Annotated in this window: 8 protein-coding genes and 1 other RNA gene; 3 read left to right on the top strand and 6 right to left on the bottom strand. The window is 25.3% G+C overall.

The genetic code is table 11. The features are described from left to right. Positions 1-48 precede the first annotated feature (48 nt). The 4 genes from BGI42_RS08260 to BGI42_RS08275 form a co-directional block, all read right to left on the bottom strand. The gene (locus BGI42_RS08260; protein WP_069679866.1) at positions 49-801 is read right to left on the bottom strand and encodes a hypothetical protein; all 753 of its coding nucleotides are present in this window, start codon (positions 799-801) and stop codon (positions 49-51) included. A 287-nt stretch (positions 802-1,088) separates the two neighbouring features. Beyond that, entirely contained in the window at positions 1,089-2,084 is a 996-nt protein-coding gene (locus tag BGI42_RS08265) for a Gfo/Idh/MocA family protein (RefSeq protein WP_069679867.1), read from the bottom strand. A gap of 151 nt (positions 2,085-2,235) precedes the next feature. Then, on the bottom strand, positions 2,236-2,445 hold the full coding sequence (locus BGI42_RS08270; RefSeq protein ID WP_069679868.1) for a helix-turn-helix transcriptional regulator: 210 nt from the start codon (positions 2,443-2,445) through the stop codon (positions 2,236-2,238). Beyond that, positions 2,445-2,840 (bottom strand): hypothetical protein, encoded by a 396-nt coding sequence (locus BGI42_RS08275; protein ID WP_069679869.1) that lies wholly within the window; start codon positions 2,838-2,840, stop codon positions 2,445-2,447. Before BGI42_RS08275 ends, BGI42_RS08270 begins: the two co-directional genes overlap by 1 nt. Positions 2,841-3,371: 531 nt before the next feature. Here BGI42_RS08275 and BGI42_RS16520 point away from each other — a divergent pair. After that, on the top strand, positions 3,372-3,497 hold the full coding sequence (locus BGI42_RS16520; RefSeq protein ID WP_275542676.1) for a hypothetical protein: 126 nt from the start codon (positions 3,372-3,374) through the stop codon (positions 3,495-3,497). A 659-nt stretch (positions 3,498-4,156) separates the two neighbouring features. Here the strand turns inward: BGI42_RS16520 and BGI42_RS08280 are convergent. Continuing rightward, positions 4,157-13,312: a glycoside hydrolase family 94 protein gene (locus tag BGI42_RS08280; protein WP_069679870.1), complete on the bottom strand. Its 9,156-nt coding sequence runs from the start codon at positions 13,310-13,312 to the stop codon at positions 4,157-4,159. 191 nt (positions 13,313-13,503) lie between these two features. Between BGI42_RS08280 and BGI42_RS08285 the strand changes: the two genes are divergently transcribed. Beyond that, on the top strand, positions 13,504-14,232 hold the full coding sequence (locus tag BGI42_RS08285; protein WP_069679871.1) for a 3'-5' exonuclease: 729 nt from the start codon (positions 13,504-13,506) through the stop codon (positions 14,230-14,232). Between the two features lie 93 nt (positions 14,233-14,325). Then, positions 14,326-14,517: non-coding RNA, 6S RNA (gene ssrS / locus BGI42_RS08290), on the top strand. Between the two features lie 176 nt (positions 14,518-14,693). Here the strand turns inward: ssrS and BGI42_RS08295 are convergent. Continuing rightward, positions 14,694-16,319 carry a hypothetical protein gene (locus BGI42_RS08295; protein WP_069679872.1) on the bottom strand — a complete coding sequence of 542 codons (1,626 nt, stop codon included), beginning with the start codon at positions 16,317-16,319 and terminating at the stop codon, positions 14,694-14,696. Positions 16,320-16,332 lie beyond the last annotated feature (13 nt).

Consider the following 16,332-nt stretch of genomic DNA (forward strand, 5'->3'; position numbering starts at 1 on the left):
GAGCCTAAGTTATTATATTTTATAAAATATCGTTGTATCTTTAACTTGTTATTTATTTTTATATGCTTTAACTGCCATTCCATTATCTAATACTAAAATAAATATTTCTTCAAGTGATTCAATATGATTATCCTTAAACTTGTAAGTCTTATATGTATTAATCAATTGGTCAACTCCCTGCTCCGTCTTACAAAGTTCATCAAGTTCAGTACTCTTTTCATATAAAGTTAATGCTTTATGAACTATATTCATATTCTTTTCTTCAATAAAAACTACTTTTTTTATTTTTTTATTTTCTTGTTTAAATTTTTTAAATCTCTCTTCTCCTATGTTTTTTAGTAATGATTTTTTATTCTTTGTATGGCCCTCCTTTACTAATTTAGGTCTATCTCTATATAATCTATATATTTCTTTTGAACTAACTGTACCTCCTTTACTATATAGATATTTAAGGAACTCTAATTCATTTTTATTTATTTCAATAAATCTATATCCGGGAACGTTTTCTCCAAACTCTTTTAAAATATGATACTTACCATCTATGTATTTTGCTAATATCCAATTATTTTGTATTTCTTCCTCTGTATCAGCTAAAAGACAATGCTTGTTTCCATGAGATATAAAATTCCAATGATCAGATATTCTTAAACTTCCTTCTGGTTTATAATCCCACGAAACTCCCGGTACATTATAATAACTTAAACTATATGGACTTTTATTAATATATTCAAACTTGTTAATTTCATCTAATACTTCTTTTGGTGTAACCTTTGCACTTTGTGGTAATAGTAATTTTTTCATAACTTTTCTCCTAACTATTTTATTCAATTACTTTTTTTAATTAACTTTTATATAAAGTCAAAAATTTTCTTACTTCATTATCCATATAAATACCGATAAAAAGTTCTTCTAGTTTTCAAATGAAAAATAACTCCCATAAATAAATATAATAATTATATATAGTATGTGTATTTTTGAACTTAAAATTACCATTATATATTCCTCTTGATTTTGTATAATAATAAAGAGACTTGAAATATCAAGCCTCCTTACTATTATAGATTATTTGGTTTATTCTAAATATATTTCTAAATAGTGTTTGTATTATCTGCTGGGAATACTATTTCTGCATCTTTTCTAGCTTTTACTGCAGTTTCAACTACATTTAAAGAATGCTCTAATAATTTGTAACACATATCTTTATTATCATTATCAAAAATCTCTTTAAACTTATTTAACTCATATACCATTCTATTAGAATCTTCTTGATTATTATAGCTTTTCACTTCCCCATCTATACAAAATTCAAAAGAAGGACACTCATTAGTTGAACCATTTAATTTTAAATATCCGTTTCTACCTTGTATATAAACAAAACTTGGACTCATAGTATCTTTTGCCCCAACACATTCGCACACAAAATCTTTATATTTTAATATAACTATACCAGATGTATCAATCCCATTATAAGCAGTATTAGCTAAGTATCTTACATCTACAGGCTTTCCAAAAAGACCTATAACAAAATGCAAATTATAAATGTTTATATCATATAAAGCTCCACCTGAAAATGTTGGGTTAAATACATTAGATATTTCTCCATTAATAAAAGAATTATATCTACTTGAATATTGAGAAAAATTACATTGAACTAACTTTATATCTTGTAAATCTTTAATTTTATTTTTAATATCAATAAAATTAGGTAAATATATTGTTGTAATTCCTTCAAATAAAAACAAGTTATATTTTTTAGCTACTGTTATTAAGTGTTCACTCTCTTTTATAGTAGATGTAAATGGCTTTTCACAAATTACATTCTTTTTATTTTCTAAAGCCTTTAATGTGTAACTATAATGAAGACTATTAGGTAATGCTATATAAATAAAATCTATTGATTTATTCTCTAACATTTTTTTATAATCACTATACATAGATTGTATATTATATTTTTTAGAAAGTTCATCTGTTCTATTACTTGTTTTTCTTGAACATAACGCAATACATTCTACCCCATGAACTTTTGACATAGCTTGTAAAAAAGTTTCTACAATTGCACCTGTTCCTACAACTCCAATTTTCATATTACTTCCTCCTATAAAACACGTTTAAAAATTATAAATAAGTCTCATAAAAATATTTTTTATCTCTAACTTGTCTTTTATATTTATTAATTTACATAATTAATTAAATGTTGATTACTCTTTGTATTAATCATATCACAAATTTATATATTTAATTCTCATCAATAAATTCAAATACATCCTCTACTGTTTTATTAAATACATTAGCAATATCCATTGCAAGCTTTAATGAAGGATTATATTTTCCATTTTCTAATGCTCCTATAGTTTCTCTACGTACACCAACCAATTTAGCTAATTCATCTTGTTTTAAATTTCTTTCTTTTCTAAGTTCATGTATTTTTGTTTTTAACTTTGCCATTAATATTGCCCAGCCTTTTCATAAAAAATAAATAATAATGATTTACTCATTAAATTTAATCCAAATAAAAATGGCAATATCTTCACTAAATCTACTATCCATACATTCTTAAAAAATGATATAATTAATAAAATACTAAAAAATAATGCTAATAATATATAAGAAGTTGATTGTGCTTTTAGTTCATTTACTTTTGACATTTCATCAATTTTATCGCTTTTCATAAAATGACTACATATAGAAATTGACATCATTCCTAATAAAACAATCATTAAAACAGTTTTAAAATACTTTGGCAGTTCAATAATTTGAACAATTCCAAATACTACCCAAACTATACCCACAAATCCATAACTAAATAGTGATTTTTTTCTCAAATTAATATTTTTCTCCATATTTACACCTCTGTGTTATATATTTTTAACTTATGTTATAAATATATAACATAAGTTTTTACCTGTCAACATATAATATAAGAATCTATATTATATGTTGACAGGTAAAAACTTATACCAATGTAAATGTTCTAAATATCATTCTATTTTTATAGATCACATTGTAATAATTTTAATTTTAATTTTACCATATATTTACTGGTAAAATTATGATATAATGATAATCGGGAGAGGAATTAAAACTAAAAACTTTTAATTAATGGGAAACATAAATATCATTAATATTATGTAATTATTAGCTTAAAGTTAAAAATTATATTTGAATGTATTTACGTAATTGAAATAGACTCCCATAAATAAAAACCTCTTTATTTTCTTGTTTCTCCTTTCATATATCTATTTACTGAGATATATCCATATTCTTAACTATAAATCTTTGTAATAGTCCTTACAAGATTTAATACAAATTGTTAAGGTAGAGTATTTTAGTTTTATATAGATTATATTGGACTAGAAAGAGAGGAAATGTATATGAAGATCAAAGGACATAAAGGAAATAGTTGGTTTGAAATCTTTATTGCTAAAGAAAATGAAAGGTTCTTTGGTATTCTTATATTTTTATTTGGTATTGTTCTTGTACTACTTAAATATCTTTGAATATAAAAAGACCTTTATATAGTGCATCTCTCCCAAAGAAAACTATACAAAGATCTTAACCAAATAAAAATATTAGTTGCATCTTGAGATAGTTCCAATTAAGGAACTGTCTCATCCAAAGTTTTAATTCATATAAGTTTATTACATATCCATATAATATACCTAAATTATACCTTATATGTTACTTATTATACAAATATTTTTTTATTTTATACTTTTTCAGTTCTATCATTTATAATATATAAATTTCTCCATAAAAATTTATTCTACTAATTTTTAGAATTATTTTTTCTTTTTACTAAATCTAATATAAAAATCAATCTATTATCTTATATTTAATAATTATAGACCATTCGGTATCATTATATACTTTCTATAGGTATATTGTTAAAAATTTTGAACTTAATTATTGTCTCACATAAAACTATTTTACTCAACTTTAATGAATTTTATGCTAATTTAATTAGTTTACCACACTTATCTAATATAAAAAGTGGTTACGCTTTTTAGTTGAAAGTAGCTAATTAAGAGTTTAAACTTTAAGAATTCTATAATTTTCCGTATAACTAGAAATGAACTACACCCATAATTAAATTTTAATATTGGGTGTAGTTCTTCTTAATTTTATTGATAGCTTATATATAATATATTTTCATAGATTATATATATACAATTACATTTATTTTGCCTAAATTTCTTGGTATTATATTTCCATCAATTTTTTCTCCATTTATAATTAACTTAAATTTATCATATTTAATTTCATTTAAATTATTTGTAACTTTTGAATTAATTAAACTATCTGATTCTTTCTTTTTATCTTCACCTCTCCTTACTTTTATAGTGTAATCTTCATTATCATTTTTAATTTTTATTTCAAATTCATTCCATGATTTTGGGATACATGGTTTTACCATATAACCTTTATCTTCAATTCTTTTTAGACCTAAAATATCTTCAATACCAACTCGATACATCCAACCTGAAGCTCCAGTATACCAACTCCAGCCACCTCTTCCTCCATGAGGTTCTTTTATATACACATCTGCTGCCATTACATAAGGCTCCAACTTATATGTCATACATTCAAGTTCAGTCTTTGTGTGATTTATTGGATTTATCATATTATAATATTTTACAGCTTTATCACCTAATCCAAGCTTAGTCAAAGCTAATATTACCCAAACAGCTGCATGAGTATATTGTCCTCCATTTTCTCTTACTCCTGGCACATATCCTTTTATATAACCAGGTTCAAGATATGAATTACTAAATGGTGGTGCTAATAAAAGTATCAAACCCTTCTCCTCTTTAACTAAATTGTTATCAATAGCCTCCATTGCCTCAAATGCTCTTTCGCTATATTTTATTAATTCATTATCAGATTTAACTTTTGTCGCCCCTGAAATTATAGACCAACTTTGTGCTAAAGAATCAATTTGACATTCAGGATTTTCACGACTTCCAAGTGGTGTTCCATCATCAAAATACGCTCTTCTATACCATCCACCATCCCAAGCATTTTTCTCTAAATTCTCTCGAATAAATTCTTTTCTCTCTTCATAATAAGTTTTTGTTTCTTTATCACCTTTAATCTGTGCAATTTTAATAAAGTTCTCTAAAATAGAATACAAGAACCAACCAAGCCATACGCTTTCTCCTTTTCCTTTATTACCAACAGTACTCATACCATCGTTCCAATCACCACTACCCATTAATGGAATATTATGCATACCAAACTTTAAAGCTTTTTCTATAGCTTTTAAGCAATGCTCATATATTGTTCCTTCTTTTGAAGATTGATTTACTATTGTATATCTCTCATCTTCTCCCTCTCTTAAAGGCTCATCTTCAAGGTAAGGGGCAGTTTCTTGTAAAATTTTATAATCTCCAGTTGAATTAATATATTCAGCAGTAACATAAGGAAGCCATAATAAATCATCACTAAATCTAGTCCTTATACCTGAATTTACAACTGGATGCCACCAATGTTGTACATCACCTTCTACATACTGCCTTGAAGCACTACGCAATATCTGAGCTTTTGGTATTTCTGGATCAACAACTCCAAGTGCCATGGAATCTTGAAGTTGATCTCTAAATCCATATGCTCCACCACTTTGATAAAATGCACTTCTACTTAAATATCTACAACTTAGAGTTTGATATAAAAGCCATCCATTTAAAAGATAATTTAAAGATTTATCTGGAGTTTTAACTTGTATATTTCCTAAAAAGTCTTTCCAATATTTTTTAACCTTCTCTAATTCTTTATCTGCATTACCTCTAATTTGATATTTTTCAATAACCTTTTCTACATTTTCTTTTTCTTCCTCACCAAATAAAATTAAAAGTTCTTTCTTTTCACCCTTTTTAAGTTTAATATTTGTAGTAGCAGCCAAACAAGGATCATAAATTCCTCCACATCTATTTGATAAGTTTTTATAATCTAAAGCCTTTGGTGAAGAAACTTCTCCATTAATTCCTAAGAATTCTTTGTTATCACCAGTAAAACTTAAACATTCTCCTCCTAAAATAGTTAAATAAGAGTTGAATTTTCCAAAGTACTCACTATAAGGATTGCAACCTCTAATAAATCCACTATTATATACATATTTGGTACTATTAGAGTTTTTATTTTCTTCATTTATGCTTGCATTTCTATTTTTCTCAAGCTCTCCATGAATATATGTTGAAACATATCTAGCACTATCATACTCATAAACACCCATTACAAGCTTTGCATAATAGAATAAAGAAATTTCTCTATCATTTCCACTTAAATTTTCTAAAGTTACCTTTTGAATTTTTACCTTTTCATTTTTAGGCGCAAATATTTCTAGTTTTCCTTTTAATTCATAAGCAGTATGACTAAATTCAGAATATCCAAAACCATGTTTTATGAAATAGTCGCCATTATCCCTAACTGGTTTTGGTGTTATAGAAAAATAATTATTAGAATTATCATCTCTAATATAAAGTGCTTCTCCTAATGGATCTCTAATATAGTCATTACTCCAAGGTGTTATCTTATTTTCTCTGGAATTTCCACACCATGTATAAGATGATCCACTCTCAGTTATATGAAATCCAAAATCATCATTAGAAATAACATTAATCCAAGGTGCTGGGGTATTTTTAAAATTAGATAATTTTATTAAATAACTATTATCAACTTTGCTAAAACCACCATATCCATTAAAGAAATCTAAATTTCCCACATTAAAATCTTCATTAAAATCCTCTATATTTAAATATTTCTTATTTGTAGATTTTCCCATGTTATTTTTGGTTTTTGCAGATTCTAATCCATTAATTAAATCCTCATCTTCTATAAATTCTTCATCATGATCATATTCTTTATATTCTATTATATTATCATCTAAATCTGATACCAATTCATCTGCTGTTTCTAATTTATAGTTTATACTTAAAGGCTTAGCTTTCTCTTCTAATTTATCACTTTCTACATTATCAGGTATTTCTTCTAACAAATGTTTTTTATCTTGTAAAATATAATTTTCTTCATAATTATTTGCTAATCTATTATCACAATTATGTTTATAGGTTTCTTCATCAACAGATTTCTTATATCTTGAAAATTCATTAGTGCTAATACCATTAAACTCTTCATTTTTTTCAATTTGTTTAAAAATTGAACCTTTATTTGAATCAATATATAATCTAGCAATTCCTACTATTAAATCTTTGACTTGTGTATCCATAGTAGATTTATTGTGAACAAATATTCCTCCAGGTATATTTAAAGAGTTACCTTCTTTTGATATATGTATTGCTTGCATTATATTCTTTTGAAGTGGTTCATCATAAGAAATCTCTTCATTATTATATATAATTAAATCTAATTTTACCCCTTTAAGTTTAAGATAATAATGTAAATTCAAAATATTATATACTAAATTAATATCTTTCTCTTCTTCAATAGTTAAAAACATAATAGGCAAATCACCTGAAATTCCGTAAGGCCATAAATCTTTTTGGTGTTTTGAAATATTCTTTATATACTCTTCTCTATCCTTTCTACCACTATGTAAAAAGAATATATATGAAGCTAAATTTTGGAATATATTTGCTTGAACACTTCGTATACCTAAATTTTTAAGTTCTAACTGTGTTCTTATACTATAATTTTCAAAAACTTTTTCTAAAGTAACTACATTTTTATTTTCCTTACATATATTAATAGCTGCTTCTCTAGAATCTGTTGTTCCTGTTATAACATAAATTTCTCTTTTTGAATTTCCATCTAATCTAACCCTAGCTCTAATACTCATTATTGGATCTAAAACTGTTCCAACAGTATTATTTAATGATTTATCATTATCCATAGCCAAAGGAGACTTAAGATCTCTATTTCTTCCTATAAAATTAATTCTAGAAGTTTCATAACTTATACTTCCTTCTAATTCTCCATTTACTAAAACTTTATGGAATATATAAGGTACTTTTGCTCCTTTAACTCTACCTCTTCTACTTCCTATTAGCACATTTTCTTTATCATCATATTCTGTTTGAACAAATAAATTAGAAAAGGCTGGATGCACTGCATCCGCACTAAAAGTAGTTAAAATTACTTCCATATAACTTGTTATTTCTACACTTCTTCCCTTACTACTTAAATTATTTAAAGTAATTTTTCTAACTTCAAAGTTTTCTTCAGGAGAAACAACAACCTCCATCTGTGTTTCAATGTTTCCATCTTTTCTATTAAACTTAGCTTTATCTAAATTAAATTCAGCAATATATTTATCCCCATAATTCTTACATGGTTCAAATGTAGAACTCCAATACTCATTAGAATTTAAATTCTTTATATAAAAGAACATACCACTATCATCACTTGTAGAATTGCCTTTCCATCGATAAAGCATCATATCATCCATCTTAGAATAACCGCTTCCACTTACAGTTATCATTGATGAATATCCGCCATTAGATAATAATAAAACTTCAGTATTTTCTTGATTTGCATTTACAAATTTCCTTGAAATCAAGTTTTCTCCTTCAAAGTACATACTTCTTATAGAATAATCTTCATTTCTTTCAAAAGTTATATTATGCGGAATCTTTTCTTTTAATAAAAGTTCTGTTGCCTTAACTTCTGGCAAACTATGAAACCTATTAATTAAAATATCATTTAAAAGAAAATTATCAAGTGCCATTAAAGACATTCCTAAATGATGTACCATATATGTCATAATTTTATTAGGTTTTATTCCATCATTATATACCTTATCATTTATTTTAGAATTATTGGAATCCTCTCCATGTGTATCAGTTAAAAGATTTTCTTTATCATCATCTATTTTATTTTTTATTACATATTTATCTTCCCTTGCCTTAGTATAATCTATAGCTTCAATAAATCCATATCTTCCTAAGCAACCTAGTTTCTCTAATTTTTTAAGATTTTTTATTCCACTTTTTTTACAAAATGGTAATGTCATTAAGGTTGAATAAGGAGATATTACGATTTCATCTTCAAGTCCTCTTTTTAGTCCAATACCCGGAATACCAAAAGCCTTGTATTGATAATTTTCGTCTGCATCAAATTTATAAAATGCACATTCTGATATTCCCCAAGGAGTTTTCTTTTGTTTAGAAAAACTTTTTTGAGCCTTTATTACAGATTTGTATGTTTGACTTAACAAAGTTTTTGGATAATTCTTCATTATCAAAGAAGGCATAAAATATTCAAACATAGTACCACTCCAAGATACTAGAGAATGTGTATGAAAAGCGTTTGTCATACCTCTTCCCAATTTAAACCAATGAGATATTGGTACATTATTCTTAGCTATAGAAATAAACGATGCTATTCTTGATTCAGATGCTAATAAATCATAATAAGAATTTCCAAGAGAATCGTCTTCTACATTGTAACCAATAAAAAATAGCTGTCTAGTTTTATCATAAAGAAATCTAAAATCCATTTGTTCTGAAATCATATTAATATCTTTAATTATATTATCTATCTTCTTTGCATATGTTTTAAAATTATTAATCTTTATTTTAAATGTATTACTAAAGTTATTACTAACTTCATTCTCATATTCTTCACATCTGCTAATTAATTCTCTAATACTAGGAACTCCTTCAAAAAATTCTTTGCTATATACATTTTCTAATCCATCAAATATATAGTTATAGTATTTAATTTTATTATTAATTTCTTTAGTAAACTTTTGTATCCAATATTCGATTTCATCATCTTTTTTATTTAAATAATTTTTGTTTTTATTATCACTATTATTTTTCTCATTTTCTATAAACTTTTCAATTTCCATAAAGATTTTATTTAGAAATTCTTTATATTCTCTAATGTTAATATTTGAATCAAATAAAGCTTTAATTGAAGGTTCATCTTTTCCAATTATATTATAGATATCTTTTAATGATATAAGCTCATTTAACCTTATAATTTCTTTATCTTTTAATTCCTCCATGGCTCTCTTTAATACCCATAAATTTCCCAAGAGATTTCCACTATCAACAGTTGAAACATATCTTGGCCATAGAGGTACTTTAGTTTTTGTATCATACCAATTTAAATAGTGCCCATGAACTATTTGTAAATCTTTCATGCTATTCAATATCATCTCTGTTTTATCAATTAGTTCCATCATTGTTATATATCCTAAATCATAAGCCACTACATTTGAAACAAGCCCCATACCTATATTAGTTGGTGATGTTCTATGAGCAATTCCTTTAAAAGGTTTTTCTTGATAATTATCTGGTGCTAAATAATTATTTTCTTCATTAACAAAATCTTCATAATAAGCATAAATTCTTCTTGATATTTCTCTTAAATAAACATTTTGTTCCTCTTGTAAAGTAAATTTATTTTTATAAATATTTCTACTTATAGAATAAGCTACATATGGACTAATAATCCAAAGTGCTGATACAACTGCACTATAAACAACAATTCCAATAGGATTATAAATAGATAAATATAATACTAACAATCCCATTATTGGCGAAATCCACATTCTTTTTAAATGAGATTTTAAACTATTCTTATTATACTTTTTTTCTACAGAATCAAAAGATTGCCATTCCAAAAGATTTTTTTTAGATATACATAGCCTAAACAATGTTCTTATAATTGCATCGATCATTAACAATGATTGATAAGGAATAAATGTAAATATTAATAATATCTGCTGAAAACTTTTAAAGGTTCCCATAAGCTTATTTTTAGGAGTAACAACAAAATCTGTAACTGTAAATATCAAAGAATTCATAAGAGCTAAAAAGCAAAGTAAAGCAATTTGACTTCTTCCATTTAAAATAGTTAAAGATAAAATTAATGCTAATAATAAATTTGGCGCTAAAAGGCTTCTTCTTAAGTTATCAAATATCTTCCACTTATTAAGAGAACTTATTTTTTTAGAAAACAGCCATCCTATAAGTTGCCAATCTCCTCTAACCCATCTATGTAGCCTTTTGCAACTACTCTCATAAGAAGCTGGATATCCATCTATAAATTCTATTTGACTAACTAAAGCGCATCTTGCAACAGCTCCCTCTAAAAGATCATGGCTTAAAACACTATTGTCTTTTATTGAATCATGCAATATATTATAAAATTCATCTATATTGATTATTCCCTTACCTGTAAAAGATCCTTGACCAAATAAATCTTGATATGTGTCAGAATAAGCTATTGAATATCCATCTACACCTCCTTCTCCACCAAAAATATTTGAGAAATATGTTTGATTCTTAGCTTCCAAACTTATACTAACCTTTGGTTGCATAACACCATATCCTCTAAAAACATTATTATCTTTAACATAAGGTATATTAAGTACATGATTCATAGCACCTATAAGTTTAAAGCTACTTTCTCTTGGCATAAATGTATCTTCATCTAAAGTGATTAAATACTTGACATTCTTAAGTACTTTTATGTCAGAACTTAAAACATCATAAGTATGATCTGTTTTTCCTTTAATAAGAGCCATGAATTCCATAAGTTTTCCACGTTTTCTTTCTTTACCCATGAAAACATTTTGCTTTTTATTATAAATTCTTTTTCTACTGAAAAAGAAAAATCTTGCGTCATTATTGATACTTTTGTTATTACTTTTAGAATATTTATTATTTAACTTTCTAGCACATTCAAGTCCACATCTAATTATTTCCTTATCTTTCTCTTCAACTTCAGAATCTGAGTCCTCAAAATCACTGAGCAATGCAAAATAAACATTTTTGTCTTTATTTCCACAATAAGCAATCTCTAATTTATTCATAAGAGATTTAACTTTTTCTTTACAATTTACAATTGTGGGAATAACTACTATAGTCTTACAATCCTCTGGAATTCCTTCACTAAAATCCATTTTAGGTACTAATCTAATCTGTACAGTTTTACTTACAATCCAATTAATAAACCCAATTATAATTTCATTTATAGGAATCAAAATTAATAAAAATGAAATTATATACTCAGTCTTAGTATATTTTGCATCACCTAAACTACAAATAAATAAAAAAAGCAAACTTATAATAACTGTTCCTAAAGTATTTATAGCTAAATATGTCTTTTCTGATATTGCATTATTTATTTTTCCATTATATCCTTCTAATTCACTAACGCCACTATCAATTAAATAATATCCAACATGACACTTATAAGGTTCTTTATTATCTTTTTTATTTTTTAAAGCAAGTTTTAATACATTTTTTGCTATACTAATTTCATCTCTATTAGTTATCCTGGCTATATTTTCAAGCTTATGCCTATAATAATCTTTAGATTCAAAATCCATATTTGCATAAACGTTCTCTGGATCTTCACTCAAAATTCTATCTACTAATGATGTATTTTGAAAAAAATTTCTCCAACTTATATTTTCAATTTTCCTAATTGAAGTTATATAATCACCAATATTTTTCTCTAAAAATTCCTCATTTAAATTACTTTTAATAATATAATTATCAATATCTTCATCTATTCCAACTTTAAGTTTTATAAAATTATAAATTTTTTCATTTTCTATGGAATTATTCCTTAAAACTTTTAAAAATTCTCTTGCAAATAAAGGACTAAATTTCTTATATTTGTTATTAATATTCTCAAGTTCTTCATTAAGTTTGTTACTATTTACGGCATCTACAATTTTATCCCCCACAAATTTTCCTTGCAAAATCTCCTTCTGAATATTAACAAGTTCATTAGTATATTTTGATAAATTTATTATTATAGCAATCTTAAGCATAAGTGGAAAAGCCCAAAGCTCACCCATAGTAAAGAAACTATCTTTGTTAAAATTGTTATTATCTATTTTGCTAAAAAATTCTTCACTTAACTTATTATTTTCTAAATTCATATCTAAATTATCTTTTTGAATTTTATTAATATATTTGATAAGACTTTCATCAACAATCTCTTCCCCCATATTTATATAATTCTTTGCCATTATAAAAATACGTGGAAGATCATTTTCAAATTCATTATAATTTTCCCTTTCAATATCTCCTTTTTCATAAAAGTTTTTGTGTTCAAATGAATTATTAATTTCATGTCTACTTTTATTATCTATAAACTTTTCCATAGAAGGTAATGACTTAAAATAATCCATAGGCATTTCTTTTTTAATTGCCTTATATTCTTTTTCAATTAAATATATATTATCAAGAAGCCACTCAGCCGCTCCAATAACTTTAGTTTTCTCTTTTGATAGTTTTCTAAAGTACTTAAAATTTTCATGAATACAAGAAAATCCTTGATTAAGCTCTTTTAGAAGATTTCTTCTTAATCCATAAGAATTATTTTTCTTCAAGTAAAAAAACTCCCTTCTTAATTAAATATCCTTAATCATAATCATCCAATGAAGTTATTTTTACCATAATTACAAAAAAAATTCTTAAAATTTAAAATAATAGTATATTAATCTTGTACAAAAATTTTATATTAATAATAGTTGTGATATTATTAATATTATATTAATACATAAAAAGGATGGTAAAATTAATGAACTATATAATATATGATTTAGAATTTAATCATGAATATTCAAAAAATGATAAAACTTCAAATATTACCTTTGAAGTAATACAAATCGGAGCAGTAAAACTTAACAGTAAATTAGAAATAGTTTCAACTTTTAATAGATTAATTAAACCTACTGTTCATACAAAGATTCATCCTTTTATAAAAGATTTAACTCAAATAACAACTGAAATGGTGAATTTAGAAAAACCTTTTCCTGATGTATATAATGATTTTGTTAATTTTATTGGTAACAAAGATTTCACTGTATGCATTTGGGGAGTTTCTGATATAAAAGAATTAGTTAAAAATATAAAGTTCCATAACCTAAAAGAAGTAGACAATTTGAAAAAATATATAGATATTCAAAGTCTTGTTTCAAAATACATAAAACCGCCAAAAGGAACAAAGGTAGGATTAAAAACTGCTATTGAATTTTTTAATATACCTATTGAAAAAGAATTTCATAATGCTTTTAACGATGCTTATTATACAGCTCAAATATTTAAAAAACTTTATACTCCTAATATAAAAAGTAGTACTTATAATTCTACATATTCAAAAAGAAATTCAAAGCCTAAACAAAAAGTTGATACAAAAAAATTGTTATATCAATTTGAAAAAATGTATAATAGAAGCCTGTCAAAAGAAGAGAAAGAAATGATAAAGCTTGCATACACTATGGGTAAAACTAATCAATTTTTAATATAAATTACCACTAATATATCTCTTGTATAACAAATTAAAATATGTTATTATAATTTTACAACAAAGAACGACTATTTTACTCAATAGTGTTGGTTGTATTTTCTAAAATATTCGTTAAGCTCTTATTTTGAACCTACATTTAAATTTAGGGAGTTCAATATTTAGATGGGGAAATGTACTTTCATGTAAATACTTTTAAAGTATTGAAAGAAATTGAAACATCTGTGAGGACACCCACCTATCGAGAGATAGGCATCAAAATTAGAGTACCGGTATTTGGGATATTATAATTAGTTATTTCAAGCCAATGTTTAATGTTATTAAACATTGGCTTTTAAACTTTATTTTAAAAAATTATACAAAACTTTTTTGAATTTCAAAAGCATACTATAAAATTTACTCTCCAGTGTACTTATGTTTAGTTTAATTATTCAATTATGCTTCCATATACTTTATATAAGACATTAATTCTTATTAATTAAATTTTTTATATAATCAAATAATCTCTTTATAATATTTGTGGAATGCTTAGATGCTTCTTTATACTCAACAGGTAAAGCTTGATTTTCTATCTTAACAAGTTTATTTTTTTCATTCAAATTTGGGAAAATTTCTAATTGATTATTTTCATCTCCATATCCTATTTTATTTTCTTTTAATTGTATATCTTCAATAACTTCTTTTTCTTCTATATAAAAGTTTTTATTATAATTTTCATGATTTATTTCTTTATCATCTTTAATTATTTCTATATCTTCTTTCTTTATATGTTCTTGTGAAAAATTATTAAAATCTAAAAGGCTTTCTTTTTTAGCTAAATCATCTAATTCTTTATATAAATCTTCATTTTCTTCTTTTACAAATTCAGTATAGTAAATATTATCTCCTTTAAATTTTTCACCTGATATTCCATTTTTTCCTATAGTTTCACCACAGCCACCTTTACCTCCTTCTCCTCCAGTAAAAAATATATTTCCTATAGCAGCTTCTATTTTAAAATTATTAGAATTTATAAAATTACCACCATTACCTCCATCATTACCTAATATACTTTCATTTTCAAAATAAACACCTGAATTACCCCCATCTCCGCCTTCAGCTTGTACATAGTTATCAATTCTTATTTTTGCATGCCTTACATTTTCATCTAATTCACTTTTTGAAATAGAAATGCAATCTCCTCCATTTCCAGCCTTAGATATAACTTTTTCAGTCTTTGAATCAACACTTCCACCTTTTCCACCTTTTAAGATAGCTGGACTGGTAATATTAATTAATCCACTTTTTATCTTAATAGCATCTCCCCCATCAGCACAATTTCCACAAGCATAATTTCCTATGCTTTTACCAGCATCTCCCCCTATAAGTTCTAAATTACCAAAGCCCACCTTTTCAAAACTACTATTATCTTCTATATTTATAGCTGAACCTCCACATCCACTACATTTATTTAAAGTTATACTAGAAATACTTTGTCCATTTCCACCTATTGCCTTTAAATTTACATTCTCTAATATTTTAATTGTTGATGTATCTGTAATATTTTTATTTAAAAATCCTATAGAATAACATCCACATCTCCCTCTATGTTCTAAATTTTCGTAATATTTGCATCCAGCTCCACCCTTTACCTCAACATTTCCACATCCTGAAAATATAAGGTGACCACTTCCTGCTGTCCATTCATTGTTACCTATTGCAGGCATTTCTGTTCCACCATATATATTTAATAAGCTATTTTCTTCTCCTTTTATTTCAACAGTTTGATTATTACTTATACAAATAGTAATATTATCTTCACTAATTATAGTATTAGTTCCAGAATATAATAACTTACTCTTATAATTACACTTATTACCACCTCTAAAATCAAATGTAATTTGATTAACAGAATTTAAATATAAATTATCTATTCTAATTAACAAATCCCTATTTCTTTCCTTAATAAGTATTCCAGCATTACATTCATTTCCTTCACTTGTAAATGTAATTTCATTTATATCTGAAGTTATCATTATTATTCTATTCTTATAGTTAATTAAATTGATTATATCTTTGTCTTTAATACTATTTTCCTCATCTTTTTTCATATAAAACTCCTCT

The sequence above is a fragment of the Clostridium taeniosporum genome (assembly GCF_001735765.2).
GTDB lineage: Bacteria > Bacillota > Clostridia > Clostridiales > Clostridiaceae > Clostridium > Clostridium taeniosporum.

Bases quoted from the DNA above. Each gene is read 5' to 3' on its own strand.
- BGI42_RS08260 (WP_069679866.1), bottom strand. From the start codon at position 801: ATGAAAAAATTACTATTACCACAAAGTGCAAAGGTTACACCAAAAGAA.
- BGI42_RS08265 (WP_069679867.1), bottom strand. From the start codon at position 2,084: ATGAAAATTGGAGTTGTAGGAACAGGTGCAATTGTAGAAACTTTTTTA.
- BGI42_RS08270 (WP_069679868.1), bottom strand. From the start codon at position 2,445: ATGGCAAAGTTAAAAACAAAAATACATGAACTTAGAAAAGAAAGAAAT.
- BGI42_RS08275 (WP_069679869.1), bottom strand. From the start codon at position 2,840: ATGGAGAAAAATATTAATTTGAGAAAAAAATCACTATTTAGTTATGGA.
- BGI42_RS16520 (WP_275542676.1), top strand. From the start codon at position 3,372: ATGAAGATCAAAGGACATAAAGGAAATAGTTGGTTTGAAATCTTTATT.
- BGI42_RS08285 (WP_069679871.1), top strand. From the start codon at position 13,504: ATGAACTATATAATATATGATTTAGAATTTAATCATGAATATTCAAAA.
- BGI42_RS08295 (WP_069679872.1), bottom strand. From the start codon at position 16,319: ATGAAAAAAGATGAGGAAAATAGTATTAAAGACAAAGATATAATCAAT.